The 22462-nt window shown below is 64.6% G+C and carries 18 protein-coding genes; 9 read left to right on the top strand and 9 right to left on the bottom strand.

Features of this window, described 5'->3' with window-relative positions; all coding sequences use genetic code 11:
* Nucleotides 1-28 precede the first annotated feature (28 nt).
* From SAC06_RS03195 to SAC06_RS03205, 3 genes are read right to left on the bottom strand one after another with little or no spacing between them, the layout of a single operon-like run.
* Nucleotides 29-904 (bottom strand): carbohydrate ABC transporter permease, encoded by an 876-nt coding sequence (locus SAC06_RS03195; protein WP_350258775.1) that lies wholly within the window; start codon nt 902-904, stop codon nt 29-31.
* The gene (locus tag SAC06_RS03200; RefSeq protein WP_350258776.1) at nt 901-1887 is read right to left on the bottom strand and encodes a sugar ABC transporter permease; all 987 of its coding nucleotides are present in this window, start codon (nt 1885-1887) and stop codon (nt 901-903) included. Before SAC06_RS03200 ends, SAC06_RS03195 begins: the two co-directional genes overlap by 4 nt.
* A 57-nt stretch (nt 1888-1944) precedes the next feature.
* The gene (locus tag SAC06_RS03205; protein ID WP_350258777.1) at nt 1945-3324 is read right to left on the bottom strand and encodes an ABC transporter substrate-binding protein; all 1380 of its coding nucleotides are present in this window, start codon (nt 3322-3324) and stop codon (nt 1945-1947) included.
* Between the two features lie 187 nt (nt 3325-3511).
* On the opposite strand from SAC06_RS03205, the gene nucS reads away from it, so the two are divergent.
* Genes nucS through SAC06_RS03235 form a run of 6 tightly spaced genes read left to right on the top strand, consistent with a single transcriptional unit; the run spans nt 3512 to nt 8507 of the window.
* On the top strand, nt 3512-4210 hold the full coding sequence (gene nucS, locus SAC06_RS03210; RefSeq protein ID WP_350259144.1) for an endonuclease NucS: 699 nt from the start codon (nt 3512-3514) through the stop codon (nt 4208-4210).
* Complete coding sequence (locus tag SAC06_RS03215; RefSeq protein ID WP_350258778.1) at nt 4210-5397, top strand: N-acetylglucosamine-6-phosphate deacetylase; 1188 nt, start codon at nt 4210-4212, stop codon at nt 5395-5397. The genes nucS and SAC06_RS03215 overlap by 1 nt, the downstream gene beginning before the upstream one ends.
* Before the next feature lie 3 nt (nt 5398-5400).
* Nucleotides 5401-5694, top strand: a complete 294-nt coding sequence (locus SAC06_RS03220; RefSeq protein WP_350258779.1) for a hypothetical protein — start codon at nt 5401-5403, stop codon at nt 5692-5694.
* Between the two features lie 49 nt (nt 5695-5743).
* Nucleotides 5744-6727: a hypothetical protein gene (locus SAC06_RS03225; RefSeq protein ID WP_350258780.1), complete on the top strand. Its 984-nt coding sequence runs from the start codon at nt 5744-5746 to the stop codon at nt 6725-6727.
* A gap of 1 nt (nt 6728) precedes the next feature.
* A complete protein-coding gene (locus SAC06_RS03230) occupies nt 6729-7739 on the top strand; it encodes a hypothetical protein (RefSeq protein WP_350258781.1) in 1011 nt (336 codons plus the stop codon).
* The gene (locus SAC06_RS03235) at nt 7740-8507 is read left to right on the top strand and encodes a tetratricopeptide repeat protein (protein WP_350258782.1); all 768 of its coding nucleotides are present in this window, start codon (nt 7740-7742) and stop codon (nt 8505-8507) included.
* Here the strand turns inward: SAC06_RS03235 and glgB are convergent.
* The 3 genes from glgB to SAC06_RS03250 are packed head-to-tail and all read right to left on the bottom strand — an operon-like array spanning nt 8504 to nt 13864.
* Complete coding sequence (gene glgB, locus SAC06_RS03240) at nt 8504-10672, bottom strand: 1,4-alpha-glucan branching protein GlgB (RefSeq protein ID WP_350258783.1); 2169 nt, start codon at nt 10670-10672, stop codon at nt 8504-8506. The two genes, SAC06_RS03235 and glgB, sit on opposite strands and share 4 nt — an antisense overlap.
* A gap of 37 nt (nt 10673-10709) precedes the next feature.
* Nucleotides 10710-11801 carry a hypothetical protein gene (locus SAC06_RS03245; protein ID WP_350258784.1) on the bottom strand — a complete coding sequence of 364 codons (1092 nt, stop codon included), beginning with the start codon at nt 11799-11801 and terminating at the stop codon, nt 10710-10712.
* A complete protein-coding gene (locus SAC06_RS03250) occupies nt 11798-13864 on the bottom strand; it encodes a maltotransferase domain-containing protein (RefSeq protein WP_350258785.1) in 2067 nt (688 codons plus the stop codon). Before SAC06_RS03250 ends, SAC06_RS03245 begins: the two co-directional genes overlap by 4 nt.
* A gap of 143 nt (nt 13865-14007) precedes the next feature.
* Here SAC06_RS03250 and glgP point away from each other — a divergent pair, with 143 nt between their 5' ends.
* On the top strand, nt 14008-16608 hold the full coding sequence (gene glgP / locus SAC06_RS03255) for an alpha-glucan family phosphorylase (protein WP_350258786.1): 2601 nt from the start codon (nt 14008-14010) through the stop codon (nt 16606-16608).
* A 37-nt stretch (nt 16609-16645) separates the two neighbouring features.
* Here the strand turns inward: glgP and SAC06_RS03260 are convergent, their stop codons facing one another.
* A complete protein-coding gene (locus SAC06_RS03260) occupies nt 16646-17143 on the bottom strand; it encodes a MarR family winged helix-turn-helix transcriptional regulator (RefSeq protein WP_350258787.1) in 498 nt (165 codons plus the stop codon).
* Nucleotides 17144-17312: 169 nt separating this feature from the next.
* On the opposite strand from SAC06_RS03260, the gene SAC06_RS03265 reads away from it, so the two are divergent.
* Nucleotides 17313-17993: a DUF981 family protein gene (locus SAC06_RS03265; RefSeq protein ID WP_350259145.1), complete on the top strand. Its 681-nt coding sequence runs from the start codon at nt 17313-17315 to the stop codon at nt 17991-17993.
* A 1-nt stretch (nt 17994) separates the two neighbouring features.
* On the opposite strand, the gene trpS is transcribed toward SAC06_RS03265, so the two are convergent.
* Nucleotides 17995-19077 (bottom strand): tryptophan--tRNA ligase, encoded by a 1083-nt coding sequence (gene trpS, locus SAC06_RS03270; protein WP_350258788.1) that lies wholly within the window; start codon nt 19075-19077, stop codon nt 17995-17997.
* 19 nt (nt 19078-19096) lie between these two features.
* Nucleotides 19097-21376 carry a glycogen debranching protein GlgX gene (gene glgX / locus SAC06_RS03275; protein ID WP_350259146.1) on the bottom strand — a complete coding sequence of 760 codons (2280 nt, stop codon included), beginning with the start codon at nt 21374-21376 and terminating at the stop codon, nt 19097-19099.
* Between the two features lie 314 nt (nt 21377-21690).
* On the opposite strand from glgX, the gene SAC06_RS03280 reads away from it, so the two are divergent.
* A complete protein-coding gene (locus tag SAC06_RS03280) occupies nt 21691-22461 on the top strand; it encodes an electron transfer flavoprotein subunit beta/FixA family protein (RefSeq protein WP_350258789.1) in 771 nt (256 codons plus the stop codon).
* Nucleotide 22462: the final 1 nt, after the last annotated feature.

The following is a 22462-nucleotide window of genomic DNA, read 5'->3' on the forward strand; positions in this document are numbered from 1 at the left end:
GACTAACCTTGCCGAGCCGCTCTCGCTGTCAGCCTTTGACTGAACCGGCCGTCAAGCCCCTCACGAAATAGCGCTGAAGGGAGAAGAACACTGCCAGCGGAACAATCATCGAGATGAAAGCCCCGGCGGTCAGCAAGTGCCAATCCTGTCCGCGCGAACCGGCCATCGACTGGAGTCGGGCAGTCAGCGGAGCAGTGAGCGACTGTCCGCCAGAGAACGTCAACCCAACCAGCAGGTCGTTCCAGACCCAGAGGAACTGGAAGATGGCGAACGAAGCAATGGCGGGAACCATGAGCGGCAAAATGACGCGCAAGAAGGTGGCCACGTGACCGGCCCCATCCACTTCGGCCGCTTCTACTAGCTCTCTGGGAATCTCAGCCATGAAGTTGTGCAGCAGGAAAATCGCCAGAGGAAGGGCGAACGCCGTATGCGCAACCCAAATCGACATGAAGGGGAAGTCTTTCCCAAAGCTGGAGGAGAAGATCCTCAGCAAGGGAATCAGCGACATCTGCAACGGCACGATCTGCATGGCGAAGACAATGACGAACACGGTGTCGCGCCCGCGCCACTTCATGAACGAGAACGCATAGGCAGCCATGGTCGCAATCACCAGCGGTGCAATCGTCGCCGGAATGGTGATGACTAGCGAGTTGATGAAGTAGTTCGACAGATCACCCTGGGAGGTCGAGCCGAACAGGACATTGTGGTAGTTCTCCAGCGTCACTTGGGGGTCGCCGAAGAAGGTCCACCAGCCGGTAGTCTTGATCAACCCTTCAGGTCGGAACGAGGTGACCAGTAGCCCGAAAGTGGGGATGGTCCACAAGATGGCTATCAGAGCCGCGACGAGCGATCCGAACCTGGATGTCAGACTGCGCTTAGCCAAAGTAGAGGCGCCAACACTCATTGTCCACGCACCTCCTTGTTCTTGAGCATCTGCCTGGTGTTGAAGATGACGATCGGGATCACCAGAACGAAAATGATGACCGCTGTAGCTGAGCCACGCCCGGCATTCAGGAAAGTAAACGCTTGGTCGTACATCTGATTAGCCAGCACCTGCGTCTGGAACTTGGCGCCGGTCATCGTCTGGGTAATGTCGAACACCTTCAAGGTGGCAATGGTAATGGTCGTGTAGACAACCACCAGTGTTGGACGAATGGTTGGCACTGTGATCTTAGTGAACATCGAGAGCGGGCTGACCCCGTCGAGCTTGGCTGCCTCCACGATGTCGGTGGGAATCGCTTTGATTGCCGCCGAGATCAGGACCATCGCGAACCCGGCCTGCACCCAGATCATCACTACGATGATGAAGAGCGTGTTGAGGGGGCTGTCCTGCAGGAACCGAACTGGTTCCCCGCCCAATGCAACGATGATGGCGTTCAGTAGGCCGCGCTGGCTCTGGGCCGATCCTCGATATTCATACATGAACCGCCAGATGATACCCGCACCAACAAATGAGATGGCCATCGGCATAAACAGCAGCGACTTGGCCACTTTCTCGAACTTTTTCCCATCGATTAGGAGGGCATACAGCATCCCAATGCCAGTTGAGAGGAGGGGAACCAGCAGCACCCAGACTGCGGTATTGAGAAACGCGCGGAGAGAGTCCGCATCGGTAAAGATCCAGGTGAAGTTTTCCAGGCCGACAAACTGGGTTGAGAACCGGTCAAAAAACGAGTTCTTGACGGTGCCAAGGGCTGGGTAAATCAGCGCCATGATCAGCAACCCGAGAGCAGGCAGAACAAAGACCGCTACCGAGAACACGTTTCGTCCGCGGCCTTTGAGTCGATCCGCCAAACTGGCGAGTCCCAGCAGGACCCCCACGATGACGGCAATGGCAATGATGGCCAAAAACATCTGGCCAAACTTTGTGTCCAGGAACCAGTTCATGATCTCCCCAAGACCGGTGGTGCGGGGCGAACCCCGCACCACCATGTCCAGAGCCAGTTAGTTCTTCGGCCAGGAATTCTCGATGTTGGTCAGCATGGTTTCAGTGTCGACGGAGCCGTCGATCCACTGAGTCAGGCCTGACCAGAACGACCCGGCCCCCACCTCGGACGGCATCAGGTCTGAACCGTCAAAGCGCGAGATGGCACCCTCGTCCTGCAGGAGGTCAATGGAGAGACGCAGCACGTCCGAGGACGCTAGCGACGGATCGACCGCCTTGTTGGCCGAGGTGACTCCACCGATGCCCACGCGTGTGTTGGCCCACTTGCCAGAAGACATGTACTCCTGGACCGCCTGGGTTTCGGGCTTGTCGTTGAAGGCGCCCACAAACTCGCCCGCAACCAGCAGTGGCTTGTTGTCAGCGTCCATTCCCGGCAGGTAGAAGGCGTAGACGTCACCGTCGGGCGAGACGTCGGTGCCTTCGGGCCACTGGGCTTCGTAGAAGGATGCCTGCCGGTGCATGAAGCACTGGCCATCCAGGATCGGCAAACCGCCGTCGTTGAACGAGGTGGTGGCGATCGAGCGGGAGTCGCCAATTCCCCCGTTGACGTAGTCGTCGTTCAGGAGAATATCGCCCACCTTGTTGGTGGCTTCCACGATGGCGGGATCGTTGAACGGAATCTCGTGGGAGACCCACTGATCATAGACGTCACCGCCGGCGGTGCGCAGGACCAGGTCCTCAATCCAGTCGGTGGCGGGCCAACCCGTGGCCCCACCCGACTCGATCCCCGCACACCACGGTTTCACGTCGCCGTCCGGATTGTCTTCCGCGATCTTCTGGGTCAGAGCCATCAACTCGTCCCAAGTTTCGGGGACCTCATACCCGTTGTCAGCAAACGCTTTCGGCGAGTACCAGACGAAGGACTTGACCGATGCCATCAGCGGGGCGGCGTAGAAGGTCCCGTCCACCGTGCCGTAGGCCTTCCAATCGGGGGACCACCCCTCGTCGGTGTTCTTCTCTACCCCCTCGGGGGCGGGTAGTACCTTGCCCATGTCCACCATGGTCTTCAGCAGGCCCGGCTGCGGGAAAATGGCCAAATCGGGGGCGTTGTTGCCCTCAACCTGCACCACGATCTGCTGTTCAAACTCGCCAACACCGTTGTGCTGGACGGTGATCCCGGTACACCGGGAGAAATCGTCGAATGTCTCCTGCAGTTGGTCGGCTTCCACCTCGCGAATCGAGGAGAAGAGCGTGACCGTGGCCCCGTCAAACTGGCCGTACTGTTCGAAGTCCTCGCACCCTTCGGCTGGCGAGGCATCGCTGCTCTGTTCTTCGGTTGTTCCAGAAATTGAGCCTCCTCCACTACAGGCCCCCAGGATCAGGGCACCCGCCGCTGCGGAGCCGGCTAGGCCCACAATTTTGCGCCGTGCAATTTTCATTCCAATCTCACTTCCTCGTGCGAAAACCACTAGAAGGTGGCTTCCTTCACAATGTAGGCAGGTTCGATAAACCTCGCAACGGGAGCAGGTAACGAAACGGAACCGAAAGAGCAAAATACAGCACGCTAACGCGTGCAAGCGTTTTGGTGGGCGAGGGTAGACTGCTGATGGAAAGGAAGTGGAAAACTTGCGACTAATTGTGGCAGACTGTGCCGTCGACTACTCGGGCCGCCTCGATGCCCATCTCCCCAAAGCCAAGCGGCTGCTGATGCTGAAGGCAGACGGCTCCGTGCTGGTGCACTCGGACGGCGGCTCCTACAAGCCGTTGAACTGGATGTCACCGCCCTGCCGCCTCGAGGTAGTTGAACCCACGACCGACGAGGCGGACGAGGGGGTGGTCCAGGTTTGGCAGGTGGTTCCACTCAAGACTGATGGGCAGCTTCGCGTCCGCCTGTACCAGATCCACGCGGAGCTGGATGAGGACCTGGGGGTCGACCCGGGCCTCACCAAGGACGGCGTGGAAGCCCACCTGCAGGAGCTGCTGGCCCTCCAACTCACCTCGGTCCTCGGTGAGGGCTGGAAATTGGGCCGGCGGGAGCACCCGACACCCATTGGACCGGTGGATCTGCTCGTCTACGACCCGGACGGTCGACCGGTGGCGATTGAAGTCAAGCGCCGCGGCGGGATCGACGGGGTCGAGCAGCTGACCAGGTACCTGACCCTGCTGTCTCGCGAGGAGCATCTGCGCGAAATCCGGGGCATTTTTGCAGCCCAGGAGATCGCCAAACAGGCTCGGACACTCGCGGGCGACCGTGGAATCGAATGCGTAATATTGGACTATGCCGCACTGCGCGGAATGGATGATCCGGAGGAAAGGCTGTTCTAATGTCGACCAAACTGTGGCGCGCCACCCTGGTGCTGACCGACCAACTCCTAGAAGATGGGGCGGTAGTGTTCGAAGGGGAGAACATCCTCTGGGTGGGTCCGGCCGCGGACCTGCCGGCCGAGTATTCGGACGTTGAGGATCAGACGCCGGCGGGCACCACCTATGTCACTCCGGGGTTCATAGACGTGCACTGCCACGGCGGCGGTGGCTGTTCGTTCCCCGACGCGACCGAGGTGGCGCAGGTTGAGACAGCGGCTGCCGAGCACCTGAAGCACGGCACCACCACGATGGTGGCGTCGCTGGTGACGGCCGCCCAGGACGTGTTGGTCGAGCGGGCGCGGACCCTGGCACAGGCAGCCCAGAATGGGACGATTCGGGGGATCCACTTTGAGGGCCCCTTCCTGTCGGAGGCCCGCTGCGGTGCGCAGGACCCCCGGTTCCTAACCGATCCGACTCCGGCCGCGATGGCCGAGCTGATGGAGGCCGCTGGCGGCTATGCCCTGTCGATGACGATTGCCCCCGAACGCACGATGAGCCCGGTGGGGGTTGAGGCCCTCGGGGTGCTCACCCAGGCGGGAGCGATTCCCTCGTGGGGTCACACTGACGGTGGAATTGAAGTGACCGACGAGGCGATTGCCGAGGGGGTGGCTCAGCTGTCACGGCGGCGTGCCTCCGTCACCCACCTGTTTAACGGGATGCGTCCGCTGCATCACCGCGATCCCGGTCCGATCTCCAGCTACCTGCGTGCGGCAGCGGATGGGGAAGTGGTGGTCGAAATGATTTGCGACGGCGTCCACCTGGATCCGGAACTGGTCGGCAACATTATGGAGACCGTTGGCCGGGATAACTGCGTCTTCGTCACCGACGCGATGGCGGCGGCCGGGATGGCTGACGGCGAGTACGTCCTGGGACCGCAGAAAGTCCGGGTCGAACACGGCGTGGCGCGTCTGGCTCATTCTGACTCTCTGGCTGGCGGCACCTCGCACATTCTGGACTGTGTCCGGGTGGCTGTCACCCGCGGGCGGATCGACCTGGTGGATGCTGTGTTCCTCGGCACTGCGCAGGGCGCACGGCTGTTCGGCTGGAATGACCGCGGTGAGCTCGAGGTGGGCCGTCGGTCCGACCTGTGTGCGCTGACCGAGGATCTGGCGCTGGTGGCTGTGGCTCGGGGTGGGGAGCTGATTTAGTCGGTGAGACGGTCCAAGAAGTGGTCCCGCACCCACCGGGACCTGGGGGAGTTCTCGCCTCAGATTCGCCACAGCGAAGTTGGTCCAGGCGGTTATGACTATCAGGTCCAGCGAGTGCGGGGGAGCGCCAAAACGTATCGCTGCCCCGGGTGCAACCAGGTCATTGCCGCGCAGGTGGATCACGTGGTTGCCTGGCGTGAAGAATCGCTCCTGGGATGGGATTCCGGGGTGGAGACGCGGCGGCACTGGCACGAGTCATGTTGGGCCCGCGGGTTGGCGATTGACGGCAAGCCATAGAATAATGAGCATGGTGTAAATTATCCGGAAGGAAGTCGCAGTGGCGAATGTGAACAGATACTTGGTGTCGATCATCTTCGGTGCGCTCGCGCTACTGCTGGCAATTGGCGGTGTCCTGGCTCTCACGGTGTGGAAGCCTGCGCAGGAGATCGCGCCGACCGGGAGCACTGATAAGCCGTTCCTGATCACTCGTGCTGGTGTCTTCAGCCTTTATGGAGATCGGGTGGACATAGAGGCAAAAGCCGCCAACCCGAACGAGCCGGTCTGGCTGGCGGTCGGCTCCGCGGCAGACATAAACGCGTGGGTGGAGAGCCACCCCTACGACGAGATCTTCGGGCTGGAAAGCCTGCAGGCGCTGAAAGCAGAGCCGCACGGCGAGGTGGCCCAGTCCGGAGAGGAACCGCAATCCGGCGAACAACCCCAGTCCGGTGAGCAGGTGAGCCCGATCAGTTCGGACATGTGGTGGTTGGAGCGCAACGGTACCGGCTCGGTTCAGCTGGAGCTGAGCGGGCAGGAGCTGGAGGGCGCCCTGATTGCCGCCACCGACGGCACCTCACCGGCCCCTTCCATCACCCTGCGGTGGCCCACCCCGCAGCCCAACATTGCCGCCATCACCCTGTTTGTGGCGATGGGCCTGTCCTTGTTGGTGGCGATCTTTACCGGGGCTTCCGCCTGGCGCACCAGCAAACCGACCGTAGTTGAAGAGGAAGAAGAGCCAGCAGAGGAAGAAGCACCGGAGCCAGCCACGACGTTCCTTGATCGGACCCAGGAACTGACCACCGAATCCGGCATGATCAACCTGTCCGCCCTGCAGGGGGGAGGAAAATTCCCCACGCGGCGGGCTCTGCGTGACGCCCAATCCCAAGGCGTCGAACGCCTCATTATTGAGGGCGAAGAGTTCACTCCCGGGAAGGACACCGCCGGAGTGGACGAGGAGACAATTGAGAAGACTGCCCGCGTGCTCGGCCGACGTTCGTCGCGCTCCAGCCGTTGGTCGCAGGCTTTCGACCAACCGGGCGCGGATAAGGAATAGTATGCGGAACTATCGACAGGCCGCGGTTCTACTCGCCTCGGCCCTTCTTCTGAGTGCCTGCAGCCCCGATTTGCGCGAGGTGGAGGCGCCGTCGGGCACAGTCAAGCCCCAGCCGACCCAGTCTGCCGCTCCCGTGTTAGATGAGGCTCGGATTCAGCGGGTCGTCGACGAGGTGCAGGAGGTGATCCTGCGGGCCGACGCCGAACAGGATCCGAAGGTCCTGCAGGAGCGTCTGACGGCAGGGGCATTGGCCCTGCGTACCGGGCAAATCGAGAAAGCCGTCAAGACCGGCACCGAGATCCCCCCGCTCGACATCCAGATCAACGTGGCATCTGCAACCGTGTCTGACTCGTGGCCGCGGGTGCTCCTGGTGGGTTCGGCCGCCGCCTCGGACGACCCGGCCGAGGTGTTCATCTTCAGCCAGGCGGACGCCCAGTCGGACTACATGCTGGAGAATTGGGTTCGCGCCCTTGGCGGAAACTCGGTCCGCGGCGTGGCGGTGGAGGACGGCTCCAAGGTGCTCAAGCCCGACGCTCACGGCTTCCGCTACTCGCCGGAAGAGGCGCTGGACCTGTACATCAAGTACATCAACGACCCGAAAAGCACCGACGCCTTCGACGACAACACCTTCGCACCCTACGTGCGCGACGAGCAGAAGCAGCTGAAGGAGTCGGTCAAGGACCTGGGCACCGTCACTTCGAGCGCCGCCCTGGCTGACTATCCGGTGACCGGGGTCGAGCTGGCCACCGGGGAGGCACTGGTGGCCACCTCGTTTACTTACAGCGACGTTTATGCCCGAACGGTAGCCGGATCCACCATGACTCTGGGGGGCACGGCCGCGGCCTACCTGACCGACCCGAACGTGATTGGCACGGTTACCGTCAACTACGTTGTCAACGTCTTCTTTACAATTCCGCCGTCCGATAGCAAGGACCCCATTCGCATTGTCGGCAGTGAGCGGGCCATCACCAACGTAACCAGAGACGACAATGCAAAACCAGCAGGAGAGTAAATGTCTGATACATATGGTGCGGTAGATCTATCCGCTATTTCTGACGCTGCAATTGTCGACGTTACCCAAGCCAACTTTGAAGAGGAGATGAACCTCTCCCAGTCAGTACCGGTGGTGCTCCTGTTCTACCCGGCGCAGGACCTGGGGTCGCAGCAGGTGCTGACCGTCCTGGAGGCCTCCGCACGCAAACACGCGGGCGCCTTCCAACTGGGTAAGGTCAACGTGGATGCGGTCCCGGAACTGGCCGCCGCCCTGCAGATTAAGTCGCTCCCCACCTCGATCGCGCTTGTGGCCCGCCGGCCGGTGCCGCTGTTCGAAGGGCCGGTCACGCCGGAGCAGTTTGAAGCGCTGATCACCGAGCTGCTCCAGGTCGCTCCTCAACTCGGGGTGACCGGCCGGATCGAGAACACGAACCCTGCCCATGAGGCCCCCCGAGCCGCAGAAATGCAGGACGACTGGGAGGGAGCCGTTGCCCTGTGGAAGAAGGTACTGGCCAACAACCCGTCAGACCGGGAAGCCAAACAGGCGTTGGCGCGCGCCGAGTTCCAGGTCCGCCTGGCCCATGAGGATGAGTCGGAACTCGCCCGGGCTGATCGACTGTTCGCCCAGGGTGATGAGGCGGCCGCCTACAACCTGCTGCTGGGCCTGGTGGCCGGAGAGCAGCGCGAGCCGGCCCGCGCCCGCCTGGTGGAACTGCTGAACCTGGGGTCAGACCCAGCGGTGGTCAAGCAGGCTCGTTCCCGCTTGGCCACCATGCTGATGGTCTAACGTACCGGTCGCAACCAGGTGGCGCCCAGCGGCGGCACCCGCAGGGCCACCGAGTGTTCCCGCCCGTCCCACGAGATTTCCTCCGAGGTGAGCGGGCCGACGTTGATCACGTTGGACCCGCTGAACAGCGCGTCGTCCGTGTTCAGGACTTCCTCCCACAGGCCGCCGAACGGCAGACCGACCCGGTAGCCCTCGTGCGGGTTCCCGGCGAAGTTGATCACGCAGACCAGGTAGTCCATCTCGCCGTGCTCGTCCAGCCCCTGGCGAATGTAGGAGATGACGTTGTGGTCGGCATCGCCGGCATTGATCCACTCGAACCCGGTGTAGTCGTCATCCCACAGGGCCGGCGCAGACCGGTAGACCCGGTTGAGCTCGCGAATTAGGTCGGAGACCCCGCGGTTGGCCGGGTCGTCCAGCAGCCACCAGTCCAGACTGTAGGCTTCGTTCCACTCGTTGTCCTGGGCGAACTCCTGGCCCATGAACAGGAGTTGCTTGCCCGGATGTGACCACTGGTAGGCGTACAGCGCCCGTAGGTTCGCCAGTTTCTGCCAGCGGTCCCCGGGCATTCGCGACAGCAGCGAACCCTTCCCATGCACCACCTCGTCGTGCGACAGCGGCAGGAAGAAGTTTTCCGAGAAGGCGTAGACCAGGGAGAAGGTCAGCTCCCCGTGGTGCCAGCGCCGGTTGACCGGATCCTCACGCATGTAGCGCAGGGTGTCGTTCATCCAGCCCATATTCCACTTGAACCCGAACCCGAGCCCCCCACCGGTGGTCGAGGCGGTCACGCCCGGCCAGGCGGTCGACTCCTCGGCAATCATCACGATGCCGGGGTTGCGCCGGTAGGCGGTGGCGTTGGCTTCCTGCAGGAACTGGATCGCTTCCAGATTTTCGCGGCCACCGTACTGGTTCGGGCGCCACTGCCCGTCTTGGCGCGAGTAGTCCAGGTACAGCATGGAGGCCACTGCGTCCACGCGCAGTCCATCAATATGGAAGTCCTCTAGCCAGTAAAGCGCGTTGGCCACCAGGAAGTTCCGCACCTCATTGCGGCCGAAGTTGAAGATCAGGGTGCCCCAGTCCGGGTGCTCGCCGCGGAGGGGGTCCGGGTCCTCGTACAGCGGGGTTCCGTCGAACCGGGCCAGCGCCCAAGCGTCCTTCGGGAAGTGGGCCGGGACCCAGTCCATGATTACCCCGATGCCGGCCTGGTGGAGTCGGTCCACCAGGTAGCGGAAATCGTCGGGCACGCCGTAGCGCGAGGTGGGGGCGTAGTAGGAGGTGACCTGGTAGCCCCAGGACCCGCCGAAGGGGTGCTCCGCCACCGGCATGAACTCGACGTGGGTGTAACCCAGGTTCAGCAGGTAGGGGACCAGTTCGTCGGCCAGCTCACGGTAGCTCAAGCCCTGCCGCCAGGAGCCCACGTGGCACTCGTAGATCGACATGGGCTCCGAATGCGGTGAGCGGGATCCGCGCGTCTGCATCCACGAGTTGTCGCTCCAGTTGTACTGGCTCTCCGTCACGACCGAGGCGGTGGCGGGTGGCACTTCGGTCGCGCGCGCCATCGGGTCGGCCTTTTGGAACCAGTTCCCGTCGGGGCCGCAAATCTCGTACTTGTAGCGGGCGCCCACCGCCACGTCGGGGATGAACAGCTCCCACACGCCGGATTCTCCCAGGGTCCGCATGGCCGAGCCGGTTCCGTCCCAGAAGTTGAAGTCGCCGACCACCCGGACGGAGCGCGCATTGGGCGCCCAGACCGCGAAGGCCACCCCCTCGACTGGCCCCATCGGCCCGTCGTAGTACTTTCGGTGTGCCCCCAGCACGTGCCAGAGCTGCTCGTGCCGGCCCTCGCCAATCAGGTACGTGTCCATCTCTCCCAGGGTGGGGAGGAACCGGTACGGGTCATCCACCGTGATGACGGAATCGCCGTAGGCAATTTCGAGGCGGTAGTCGGGCAGGTCCGTCCGGTCCAGGACCGCGACCCAAACGCCGTCCTTCTCATGCTTGGCGGGGGTGGCCCCGTCGGTGGTGAGGACCGTGACCGAGTCGGCCAGGTGACGCACGGTTCGGATCGTGACCGACCCGTCCCCCAAGTGCGCGCCCAGCACTGAGTGGGGCGAATGGTAGCGGCCGTGGGCAACTTCGGTCAGGATGGAATCAGCTACAGGTATCATGCCCTAATTGTCTCATGCCCAGGCAAACAAATGGGTGCTAGTTCACATGTTGCATCAGGTCGTTAATTGAGGCCAACGGCACTTGGAGCCAGTCCGGTCGGAACTGTGCCTCGTACTCAACTTCGTAAAGTGCCTTCTCCACTTCCAGCAGCCGAACCAGTGCCTCGTCGACCGCGGGAGTGAACCCGCGCCGAAACGCCGCCTTGGTTCGCCGGGCCCACTCCGGGTGGTCCCAACCGGCGTAACTGAACGAACGCAGCATCCCGGCCAGGTCGCGCCCGGCCAGGTCGGGCCGGTTCCGCTCGGTCAGGGGCCGCAGCGGCTCGCCCTCAAAGTCGATCACCTGCCAGTCGCCGTCCGGGGTGCGAAGGATTTGGCCGAGGTGGAGGTCGCCGTGGACCCGGGTCAGCTGAACCTGCTTTACCGCCGCGGCCAGCTCGTCAATTCGCCCGGCGAGGGCGCCCGCCAGTTCCGGCTCGAGGGGAGCCTGGGCCAGGGCCTGGCGAACCCGCTCCGCGGGTACCTCGGCCACGCCGGTGACCGGGAGGGTGGCCAGGGCCCGGTGCAGTTCCCCGAGGCGGTGGCCCAGCTGCTCGGCTTCGGCCTCCACTTCCCGGTCGGCTTCGGCCGCGGCCCGGAAGTACTCCCAGGCGGTCCCGGTGTTGGGCACCAGGTCGGTGGCCACCGCCAGGGTCGATTCGCCCCACGGCAGGGAAGCCCTGACCGCCGGCGTGTGTTCAAAGCCGGCCGCCCGCAACGCTTGGGGCAACTCGACGTCCGGGTTCGGCCCCGGGTAGACCACCCGGAACAGTTTGGCCACCCACTGCTGGCCGTCGCGCAGGTGCAGCACCACCGACGTGTTGGACTGCTCCTGGCCGAGGGGGGCCACCCGCTCCAGTTCGATGGGGACCCCTACGGCGCGCAGCCACGCCCGCCACCACTGGGGGTCGGCGCTGGCCTCACCGGCCAAGTTGTGGGGCACCTGCAGGCGGGGCCCGCCCGGGTACGGTTCGGCGAGCAGGATTCGCTGACCCGAGCCGAGGTCCACCTCGTCCAGGGCGGACCAGTTGGCCTCCCGCCAGTCCTGGGGAAACCAGCGGGCTCCGGTCAGGGAGGACAGCAGACTCAACTGCGTACCCCGAAGACGTGGGCGGTGCGGGACCACGGCGAGAGCTTGACGTAGTTCTCGTATCCCCAGCGGTATTCGATCCCGTCGAGCTCATCCACCAGGTGGAGGCCGCCCGGTCCGAAGCCGGGGGCCGCCTCGTGGGCGGAGAGGGCCGGGCGCAGGCGGGCCGGGTCCAGGTAGACGGTGCCCTCCACCTCCGCGTGCGGGTTCAGCGAGACCACCACCAGGACGGTGTCGTCCTCACCCGTGGGGGAGAAGCGAGCCGGCACGTGCTTGGAGAACGCGATGATGTCCTCGTGCGAGGTGGGGTGAATGCTGATCTGGTGCAGCTGCTGCAGGGCCGGGTGCGCGGCCCGGGCCCGGTTCAGCAGGGTCAGGAGCCGGGAGATTCCCAGCGGCTCGGCCCGCGCCCAGTCTCGCGGGCGGTACTCGTACTTCTCGTTGTCGATTTGCTCTTCAAACCCGGGCCGCTGGACGTTCTCCACCAGCTCGTACCCGGAGTAGATCCCCCAGGTGGGGGCGCCGGTTGCGGCCAGAACGGCCCGAATGGCAAAGATGGCTGCGCCCCCGGTGGTCATCTGCTGGGTCAAAATGTCGTGGGTGGTCGGCCAGAAAGCGGGCCGCATCAGGTGCGCGGTTTTCTCTGCTACCTCCACGAAGTACTCTTCCAGTTCGGCCTTGAAGGTCCGCCAGGCGAAGTACGTGTACGACTGGTGGAAACCGACCATCCCCAGCGTCTCCATCATGGCCGGGCGGGTGAAAGCCTCCGCCAGGAAAATCACGTCCGGGTGTTCCGCTCGCATCTGAGCGAGGAACCGCTGCCAGAAGTTGACCGGCTTCGTGTGCGGATTGTCGACCCGGAAGATCTTCACCCCGTGAGAGATCCATAACTCGATCAGGTCCCAGATGGCCTGGTAGATTCCCGCCGGATCGTTGTCGAAGTTCAGCGGGTAGATGTCCTGGTACTTTTTGGGCGGGTTTTCCGCGTAGGCGACGGTGCCGTCCGCGCGGGTGGTGAACCATTCCGGATGCTCCCGGACCCACGGGTGATCGGGGGAGGCCTGCAGCGCAATGTCGAGCGCCACTTCGAGCCCCAGCCGCTCCGCCTTGGCCACAAAGTTGTCAAAGTCCTCGAAGGTGCCCAAATCCGGGTGGATCGCGTCGTGTCCGCCGTCGGGAGAGCCGATTCCGTAGGGGGAGCCGGGGTCGCCGGCCAGCGCGGTCAGCGTGTTGTTCCGGCCCTTGCGGAAGGTCGTGCCGATCGGGTGAACCGGGGTCAGGTAGACGACGGAGAAACCCATGTCCTTGATCCGGTCCAGTTCCTGGGCGGCGCCGGCCAGCGTCCCGGAAACCCAGTTGCCATCCTCGTCCACGTAGGCGCCGTAGGAGCGGGGGAAAATCTCATACCAGGATCCGTACAGAGCGGTGCGACGATCGACCTGGAGCGGGTAGCGCACGGTCGCTTCGAGGAGGTCGCGCAGCGGGGACAGGGAGAAGACCTGTTCGATGGTGGACGAGGTGGCCACCCGAAGGCGTTCACCGGCCGGCAACTCCCGGTCACGCAGGGCCTCGATCGCCCGGGAGAGTTCCACCAGGGCCAGTTTGCCCGGCTTCTTCTTGTGGTAGGCGGGGCGCGAGGGGGGACGACGGCCGGCCACGTTGGCGCCGCTGGCGGCCCGTTCCAGGAGGCGAGCCCCCTCCTCACACATCAGCTCCACGTCGACCCCGGCCCCGATCTTGGCCCGCGCATTGTGTTTCCAGGTGGCCCACGGATCCGACCAGGTATCGATTCTAAATGACCAAAGTCCCGGTCGATCAGGTGCGACCCACGCCTCATAGATGTTTAGCCCGGGGGCGATGTCGTACATCAGGGTGCGGGAATATTCGAGCCCGTCGGGGTCAATTAGGACGGCCTCAGCCGCGAAAGCATCGTGGCCTTCGCGAAACACGGTGGCCCTGATCGGGAAAGCTTCCCCTTCCGTGGATTTGGCGGCAAAGGTGCCGTTCTCCACTACGGGGAAAACTCGAATGGCGGGAATCCGGTTAATCAGTCGCTGTTTCACATCACAAATTGTAGACGGTCCCTTCCACCGGGTGTGCAGAGTGCAACATGTTGGGCCCGAAAGCCGGACATTTTGGCAACTTTCTTTCTTGTCCGGGGGTAGTGGCTATGCTGGGACGCGTGAAAGCGATACGTAGATTTACAGTGCGCACCGTGCTACCCAACGAGTTGGCTGTCCTGGACACGCTGGCCCGCAACTTGCGCTGGTGCTGGAACGAACCGACCGTGAAGTATTTTGCTTCTCTGGACCCCGACGCGTGGGAGCGCGCGGGGCACGATCCGGTGGCGCTGCTGGGAGAAATCTCTCCCGAGCGTTTCCAACAGCTGGCCGCCGACTCCGCCGTGGTGGAAGAGGCCCAGCAGTTGGCCGCCGATCTGAACCTGTACCTGACCGAAGACAAGTGGTACCAGTCCGAGTTCTCCAACTCGGATAAGCCCGCCGCCATCGCCTACTTCTCCGCCGAGTTCGGGATCACCACGGTGATGCCGCAGTACTCCGGGGGACTGGGCATCCTGGCCGGTGACCACCTGAAGTCCGCCTCGGACCTGGGGGTGCCGATCGTGGGCGTGGGCCTGCTCTACGGCGCAGGCTACTTCCGCCAGTCCCTCAGCCGGGACGGCTGGCAGCGGGAAACCTACCCGCTGCTGGACCCGCACAACCTGCCCCTGACCCTGCTGCGTGAAGCTGACGGCTCCGCCGCGCGGATCTCGCTGCCCCTGCCCGAAGGTCGGGTGCTGAACGCGCAGATCTGGGTGGCTCAGGTTGGCCGCGTGCCGCTGCTGCTGCTGGACTCGGACGTGCCGGACAATGACGATGCTTCCCGCTCGGTTACCGATCGCCTGTACGGCGGCTCGGCCGAGCACCGCCTGGAGCAGGAACTGCTGCTCGGGGTGGGCGGGGTGAAGGCGCTGCGCGTCTACTCCCGTCTGACCGGGACGCCCCGCCCGGAGGTGTACCACTGCAACGAGGGCCACGCCGGCTTCATGTCGGTGGAGCGGATCCGCGAGCTGATGGAAGGCGAAGCTCAGGTGGATCTGGGGACTGCGATTGAAGCGGTTCGCTCCGGCACCCTGTTCACCACCCACACCCCGGTTCCGGCCGGGATTGACCGGTTCGACAAGAACACGGTTCGCACCTACCTGTCGGCGATGCCCCTGCCCGGGGTCGACGTGGAAGACATCCTGGCGCTCGGGAACGAGTCCTACGAGGGTGGCAACCCGCACGTCTTCAACATGGCGGTTCTCGGCCTGCGGATGGCCCGCAAGGCCAACGGCGTGGCCAAGCTGCACGGCAAGGTTTCTCGCGGCATGTTCGCCTCGCTCTGGCCGGGCTTTGACGTCCCCGAGGTGCCGATCACCTCGGTCACCAACGGCGTCCACGGCCCGACCTGGCGCAGCCCCTCATTCCAGTCGATGGCACTGGACTACATGAGCGTGCTGGAAGATGCCGAAGGCAACGGCTGGCTGAAGAGCGAAGATCAGGGCGGCGTGCCAGACGAGGTGCTGTGGAACAAGCGCCGCGAGCTCCGCAGCGCCCTGGTCGACTCGGCCCGTGAGCGGGCCCGCGCCGCCTGGCTGGAGCGGGGAGCCTCCCCGGCCGAAATCGGCTGGACCGGCTCGATCCTGGACCCCGACGTGCTCACCATTGGGTTTGCCCGCCGCGTGCCCACCTACAAGCGCCTGACCCTGATGCTGTCCGACCCGGAGCGGCTCACCCGCCTCCTGACGGATCCGGAGCGGCCGATTCAGCTGGTGATTGCCGGCAAGTCGCACCCGGACGACGAGCAGGGCGTCGGCCTGATCCAGAAGCTGGTTCAGTTCGCCGACAACCCGAAGGTGCGCGACCGGATCGTCTTCCTGCCCAACTACGACATGGGCATGGCCCAGGTGATGATGCCCGGCTGTGACGTCTGGCTGAACAACCCGCTCCGCCCGCTGGAAGCCTCGGGAACCTCCGGGATGAAGTGCGCCCTGAACGGCGCCCTGAACCTGTCGATCCTCGACGGCTGGTGGGATGAGATGTACGACGGCTCCAACGGCTGGGCCATTCCGACCGCCGACGGGATCGAGGATCCCCAGCGGCGCGACCAGCTGGAAGCGCAGGCGCTCTACGACCTGATCGAGAACACGGTCGCCCCGCGGTTCTACGACCGGGACGAGCGGGGCGTGCCTCGCCGTTGGCTGGAAATGATGCGCCACACCCTGGCCACCCTGGGCCCGAAGGTCCAGGCCACCCGGATGGTGCGCGACTACGTCACCAACCTCTACACCCCGGTGGCGGCCGCTTCGCGGACCCTGGACGCGGCTCCCTGGGAACAGGCCCGCGACCTGGCCCAGTGGAAGGCCAAGGTGCGGGGCGCCTGGTCCGGCGTGCACGTGGACTTCGTTGACGCCCAGGTGCCCGACGTGGCTGAGCTGGGGGATCGGGTGTCCATCACCGCCGAGGTGTCCTTGGACGGCTTGGACCCCGAGGACGTCGCCGTGCAGGTCGTCTCGGGCCGGGTCGGTTCGGACGATCGGCTGGAGGACTTCTCCATCGCTAACCTGCAGGCTGACGGGGTGGGTGCGGACGGTCGGCGCCGGTTCATGGGCGAGGAGACCCTCGGGGTTTCCGGGCCGGTGGGCTACGCGGTTCGCGTGGTTCCCTCCCACCCGCTGATGGATGGCGACACGGAGTTGGGACTGGCGGTCAACGCGGAGCCTTCCTCCGTTAGGTCGCACACCCACACGACCATGGGTCGCTAACAAAAATCTCCCCCGGCCAGCAGGTCGGGGGAGAACTTTAGTGGGGCCGATGTCCGCGATGGCGCAGACCCCAGCCCCCGCGAGGCTCACATTCCCCGGGCAGTTCGGCTTCAAGCCGGTGCACGATCACTTCGAGCGCCTCCTGCAGGTGCTGGACCTGCTCGTCGCTCAGGTCGCTCAGCGTTTCGGCGCTGACCGGCCCGGGCCACGGTCGGTCCTGCGACTGAGCGGCCCCGGCCTCGGTCAGGCGGACCAGCATCACCCGCCCGTCGGTCGGGGAGGGTTCGCGGGTGATGAACCCGCGCTGCTCTAGTTTGGCCAGCAGTTCGGCCAGGCTTTGGCGCGAGGTGCCCAGCAGGTAGGTGAGCTCGCGCTGGGTGATTTCAGGTTTCAGTTTCAGCAGGGCCAGGACCCGGCCCTGACCCATCTGCGGATCGCCCCACGGGGTGGGCCGGTGGTGCTGGTGGCGGTGGCGCCGAGCCAACCGCATCAGTTGGTTCAGTTGCATCGCGGTAATTTCACGGAGATCTTCCATTGAAAAGTCCTTTCTGTCAGGTACTTGACAATCAGTCTGACAGACGACCGGAGAATCTGTCAAGTACCTGACGAATGTCAAGCCTCTGCCGGGAGCCTAAACTGGCAGATGGGACTTAAGTACCAGGTCAGGGGCCTGGGGGTCCTCCCAAACACAGAAAGATGTAGTGATGATTGTCTATAACGAACTGGTGGCTCTCACCGCCGGCGCAGCGCTGATCGGGGTGGCGCTCTTCCTCAAGAGCCTGCTCCAACAGCAGAAGATCGATTCGGAAGGGTGGGCCGCGTTCTTTGGCGTGACCGGCATTTTGCTGCTGGCCACCGGCCTGCACACCACCCTCACCTGGCCCTTTGGGGGCGGCGGCTTCGAGTACGCCAACGTGGCGTTCGGGCAGCCGGCCGCGGCCTTTGGCGCCCTGCTGTCCGTGGCCGCCATCTTCTTGTGGCGCCACCGGTCGCTGAGCGGGGAAGGGGGACAGCAGGTGGCGTTCTCTGCCCTGAAGCCGGTCAGCATCTTCGTCGGAGCCCTCGGACTCGGGATGGCGGTGCTGGCTCTCTCGTTCGTGCGCTACCAGTTGGGCGCCGCGCCCCCGACGGAGCCGATCAGTGGCAACTTTGGGCACCTGCCCGTGCTGGAAGCCCTATTCCTCGGGTTCCTGTGGGGCGTGGTGGCCCTCGGATGCATCCTCTTCGCCCTCGGCCTGTGGACCGACCGTCCCGCGCTGGTGCGTTGGGCCGGCCGGGCCTGGCTGGTCGGCGGGATCCTCTTCCTGCTGTTCGGCGCGCTGAACTACTACACCCACCTGGGGATGTACTACAACGAAGCCCACGGGACGTCGATCAAGTGGTAGGTCAGTAGACCATTCCCATGGCTTGGCGGACCTCGGTCAGGGTTTGGACCGCCACCTCGGAGGCGCGTTCGTTTCCGCGGCGCAGCACTCCGAGGAGGTAGTCCTCATCCGCCATCAGTTCGGCCCGCCGAGCCCGGATCGGGGCCAGCAGCTCGTTGATGGCGTCGGTCACCAGGGCCTTCAGCGCCCCGCCGCCGCCGTCACCGATCTGCGCGGCCAACTCTTCCGGCTCCTGCCCGGTGGCCATTGACGCCATCAGCAGCAGGTTGGAGACCTCGGGTCGGCCCTCCGGATCGTAGGTGATGTGCCGGTCCGCATCTGTTTTGGCTTTCTTCAGGATCTTCGCGGTCTCGTCGGCCGTCATGGCCAGTTCGATCGTGTTGCCCCGCGACTTGGACATCTTGTTGCCGTCGGTGCCCAGGATGTAGGGCGCCTTGGACAGCAGCGCTTCGGGCCGGCGGAAGACCGGCTGCTCCGGGTTGGCCCGGCCGTAGCGGCGGTCGAACCGGCTGGCAATCACGCGGGCCTGTTCGAGGTGGGGGAGCTGATCCTGGCCCACCGGCACCAGGTTGGCCCGGCAGAACAAGATGTCGGCGGCCTGGTGGACCGGGTAGGTTAGCAGCAGGCCCGACATGGCGCGCCCGCCGGAGGCTTCCAGCTCGGATTTCACGGTCGGGTTGCGGTGCAGCTCCGACTCGGTGACCAGGGAGAGGAACGGCAGCATCAGCTGGTTCAGCTCGGGAATCTGCGAGTGCGCGAAGATGGTGGTCTGGTCCGGGTCCAACCCGGCGGCCAGGTAGTCGGCCAGCAGGCCAATTACCCGCTCGCGAATCGGTCCGACCGCGTCGCGGTCAGTGATCACCTGATAGTCAGCCACCAGGATCCAGGTCTCCACCCCCCGCTGCTGGAGCGCCACCCGGCCCTGCAGGGTGCCGAAATAGTGGCCGAGGTGGAGGCGGCCGGTCGGTCGATCGCCGGTGAGTACTCGGAATTGGCTGGGATCTTCGTCAATTGCCCGTTCAATTTCAGCGGACCGCTCCAGGGCCCGCTTCAGGGTCGCCTCGTTCGAATTGTTAGTAGTCACCCAAAGAGTCTAGCGCAGTTCAACTGCCGGTCGCCGGGGCCGAGAAATATAGCTGCAGCGACTGCGGCTCCATCTGCACCTGCTGGCCCGGGGTGAACTGTTCGCCCTGGTCCAGGGCGGTCTCAACCGAGGTGATGCCGCCGGTCTTGGGCCGGGGCCAGGACGAGTCGACCACCAGCACCCAGGGGGAGCCGTGCGAGTCGGGCAGGGTCACCTCGGCAGTATCCAAGGTGGCGTTGAAGACGGCCAGCAGGTCCACGTCCCCGTGGCGGTACCCCGACCGGCGCATCTGGAAGGTGCGGTTGTTCTCCCAGTCGGCGCCGTCGGGCACACTGCCGTCAGCTCGGAACCAGGAGACGTCCGGCATCGTGTCCCCGTCCGGGGCCTGGCCGGTCAGGAAGGTGTTGGGCCGCAGCACCGGGTGTCGCCGCCGCAGTGCCAGCAGATAGCGGGAGGTCTGCAGCAGGTGCTGCTGAGACTTCGTCAGATCCCAGTTGATCCAGGAAATCGGCGAATCCTGACAGTAGGCGTTGTTGTTGCCGAACTGGGTCCGGGCGAACTCGTCCCCGGCCACAATCATCGGGGTGCCAGCCGAGATCATCACCGTGGCCAGCAGGTTCCGGATCGAGCGCTCGCGGGCAAAGACGATGTCCTCCACCACGCCGGAAGAGTCCGCCATGTCGACGTCCATCTCGGTGGCGTAGCTGATCCCCTCCACGCCGTGGTTCCACGACAGGTTGTTGGAGGAACCGTCCTGGTTGTTCTCCAGGTTCGCCATGTTGTGCTTGTGCTCGTACGCGGTCAGATCAGCCAGCGTGAACCCGTCGTGGGCGGAGACGAAGTTGATCGATGCGCGCGGACCGCGCTGCGGGCCCGGGGGCCGCCCAAACAGGTCGGAGGACCCGGACAGGCGTGTGGCCAGATCGGAGGAGCCGTGGCCGCCCCGCCCGGCCAGGATGTTCTTGAAATCGACCAGCCAGAAAGTGCGAAGCGAGTCCCGATAACGGTCATTCCACTCGGAAAACGGAATCGGGAAGTTGCCCGTCTGCCACCCGCCCAGACCGATGTCCCAGGGTTCGGCAATCAGTTTGGCTTCGCGCAGGACCGGGTCGGCGGCCATCGCCACAAACAGCGGGTGGTAGGGGGTGTAGCCGTTGTCGAGGCGGCCTAGGGTGGTCGCCAAGTCGAACCGGAACCCGTCAATTCCCATTTCCCGCACCCAGTAGCGGAGCGAATCCAGGGTCATCTGCACGACGCGCGGATTGGAAAAGTTCAGGGTGTTGCCGGTGCCGGTCTCGTCGATTGAGTGGCGGGGGTGATCGTTCGTGTAGCGGTAGTAGGTGAGCGAATCGAGGCCGCGCCAACAGACCGTGGGCCCGGCGTCGCCGCCCTCGCAGGTGTGGTTGTACACCACGTCCAGCAGGACCTCGATCCCCGCCTGGTGCAGGATCGAGACCATCCCGCGGAACTCGTCGATCACGGCCTGCGGGCCGCGCTGGCGGGCCGAGGCGGTGGCATATGACGGCTCCGGGGCAAAGAAGGACAGGGTTGAGTAGCCCCAGTAGTTGGTCAGGCCGCGGTCGGTCAGGAACGGCTCATCCATTTTGGCGTGCACCGGCAGCAGTTCCACCGTGGTGATCCCCAGGTCCTTCAGGTACTGGACCACCTTCGGGTGGGCCAACCCGGCGTAGGTTCCCTGCAGGTCCTCGGGCAGATCCGGGAAGTTTCGGGTGAAACCCTTCACGTGGGTTTCGTAGATGACGGTTTCATCCCAGCTGATTCGCGGGCCCGGGACCACCTCAAAGTGGTTCCCGACCACCACCGAGCGGGGGGCGTGCCGGGCTGAGTTCAAGGGCGAGGGGGCTAGCGGGTAGGCGGCCGGATACAGCTCGTGATCCACCTGGTGTGCGTGCAGGGCCGGGGACAGGTCCGGCTCGCCCGCCAGCCCGCGCCCGTACGGGTCCAGCAGCAGCTTGGCCGGGTTGTGGTAGAGCCCGTTGTCCGGGTCCCAGGGGCCGAACACCCGGAAGCCGTACGCGGTGCCCTCGAATAGGCCGTCGATCGAGCCGTGCCAGATGCCCTCGACCGGTCCGCGCAGACGCCAGCGCCGCTCTCGTTCTCCTCGTCCGGTCCCTTCAAAGATGCAAAAGTCAACCCCGGTCGCGTGGGCGGCCACCACCGCAATGTCGAGCCCACCGCGGGCATTGGGGTAGACGCCCAGCCGGTGAGGATCGGGGTTGTCACGCGGCGCCAAATAGGGTGAGGGCCGCAGAACCGCTTGGCTGAGGCTATGCAACATGGGTGTTGTCATGGGCCTACTCCGCCTTTCTGGTTCAACTGTCGAGGACTGCATGAGCCATCAGAGACTACCCCAGGGCCAAATGGCCTACCAAGATAGTATCCGCTGTCCTCCCAGTTCGAGGCGGTTTGGCCGCTCGGAGGCGGACCTGAAAGTGGTGTTCGCCACCAGCCAACTCCGCCCGGATTGCCACCCGGAAAGGGCCGGTCAGCGGCGGATTTTTCCGACGCGAATGGCAACAAATAGCTGGAAGTGAGCAATTCCGCCCCGAACGCGCCTCGTCGACCCCTCGAAAGCGTGGCAAGCTAGGACTTATGAAAGTAGTGGTTTGCGTAAAACATGTTCCCGACGGGCAGGGGGAGCGTCGCCTCGAAGACGGGCGGATTGTCCGCGGTGAGGACGACACTCTCAACGAACTGGACGAGTACGCCATCGAGGCGGCCGTGTCGCTGGTAGAGGAGCAGGGCGGGGAAGTCATTGCCCTCACCATGGGGCCGGCCGACGCCGACGAAGCCATTTTGCGGGCCCTGCAGATGGGGGCCGACCGGGGCCTGCACATCACCGATGAGCAGCTGGCCGGACTAGACGCCCCCGGCACGGCCGGAGTGCTGGCCGCCGCGGTCCGCTCCCTCGGCGACGTCGACCTGGTGGTAGCCGGGATGGCCTCCCTCGACGGGATGACCTCGCTGGTGCCACCCGCGCTGGCCACCTACCTGGGCCTGCCCTACCTGGGACTCGCCTCCCAGCTCGAACTGGGGAACGGCCAATTGGAGGCACGCCGCGTGGTTGACGGGTGGGAGGAAACCCTCCGGGCCCCGCTGCCCGCGGTCGTGTCGGTGACCGACCAGGTGAACGAACCCCGCTATCCAAGCTTCAAAGCGCTGAAAGCGGCCCGAGCCAAGCCCCTGGACGAGGTGGGGTGGGACGACCTGGCCCATTTTGCCCCGGCCGGGGTGCGCCTCGCCTCCCACTCGGAGGTGCTGGAAGCCCGGCCCCAGGAGCGAACCGGCCCCCACGAGATCGTGGAAGACACCGGGGACGGCGGGATTCGCCTCGCCCAGTTCCTGCGCACGCATCTGAACTAAG

This window comes from Scrofimicrobium sp. R131 (assembly GCF_040256745.1).
Taxonomy (GTDB): domain Bacteria; phylum Actinomycetota; class Actinomycetes; order Actinomycetales; family Actinomycetaceae; genus Scrofimicrobium; species Scrofimicrobium appendicitidis.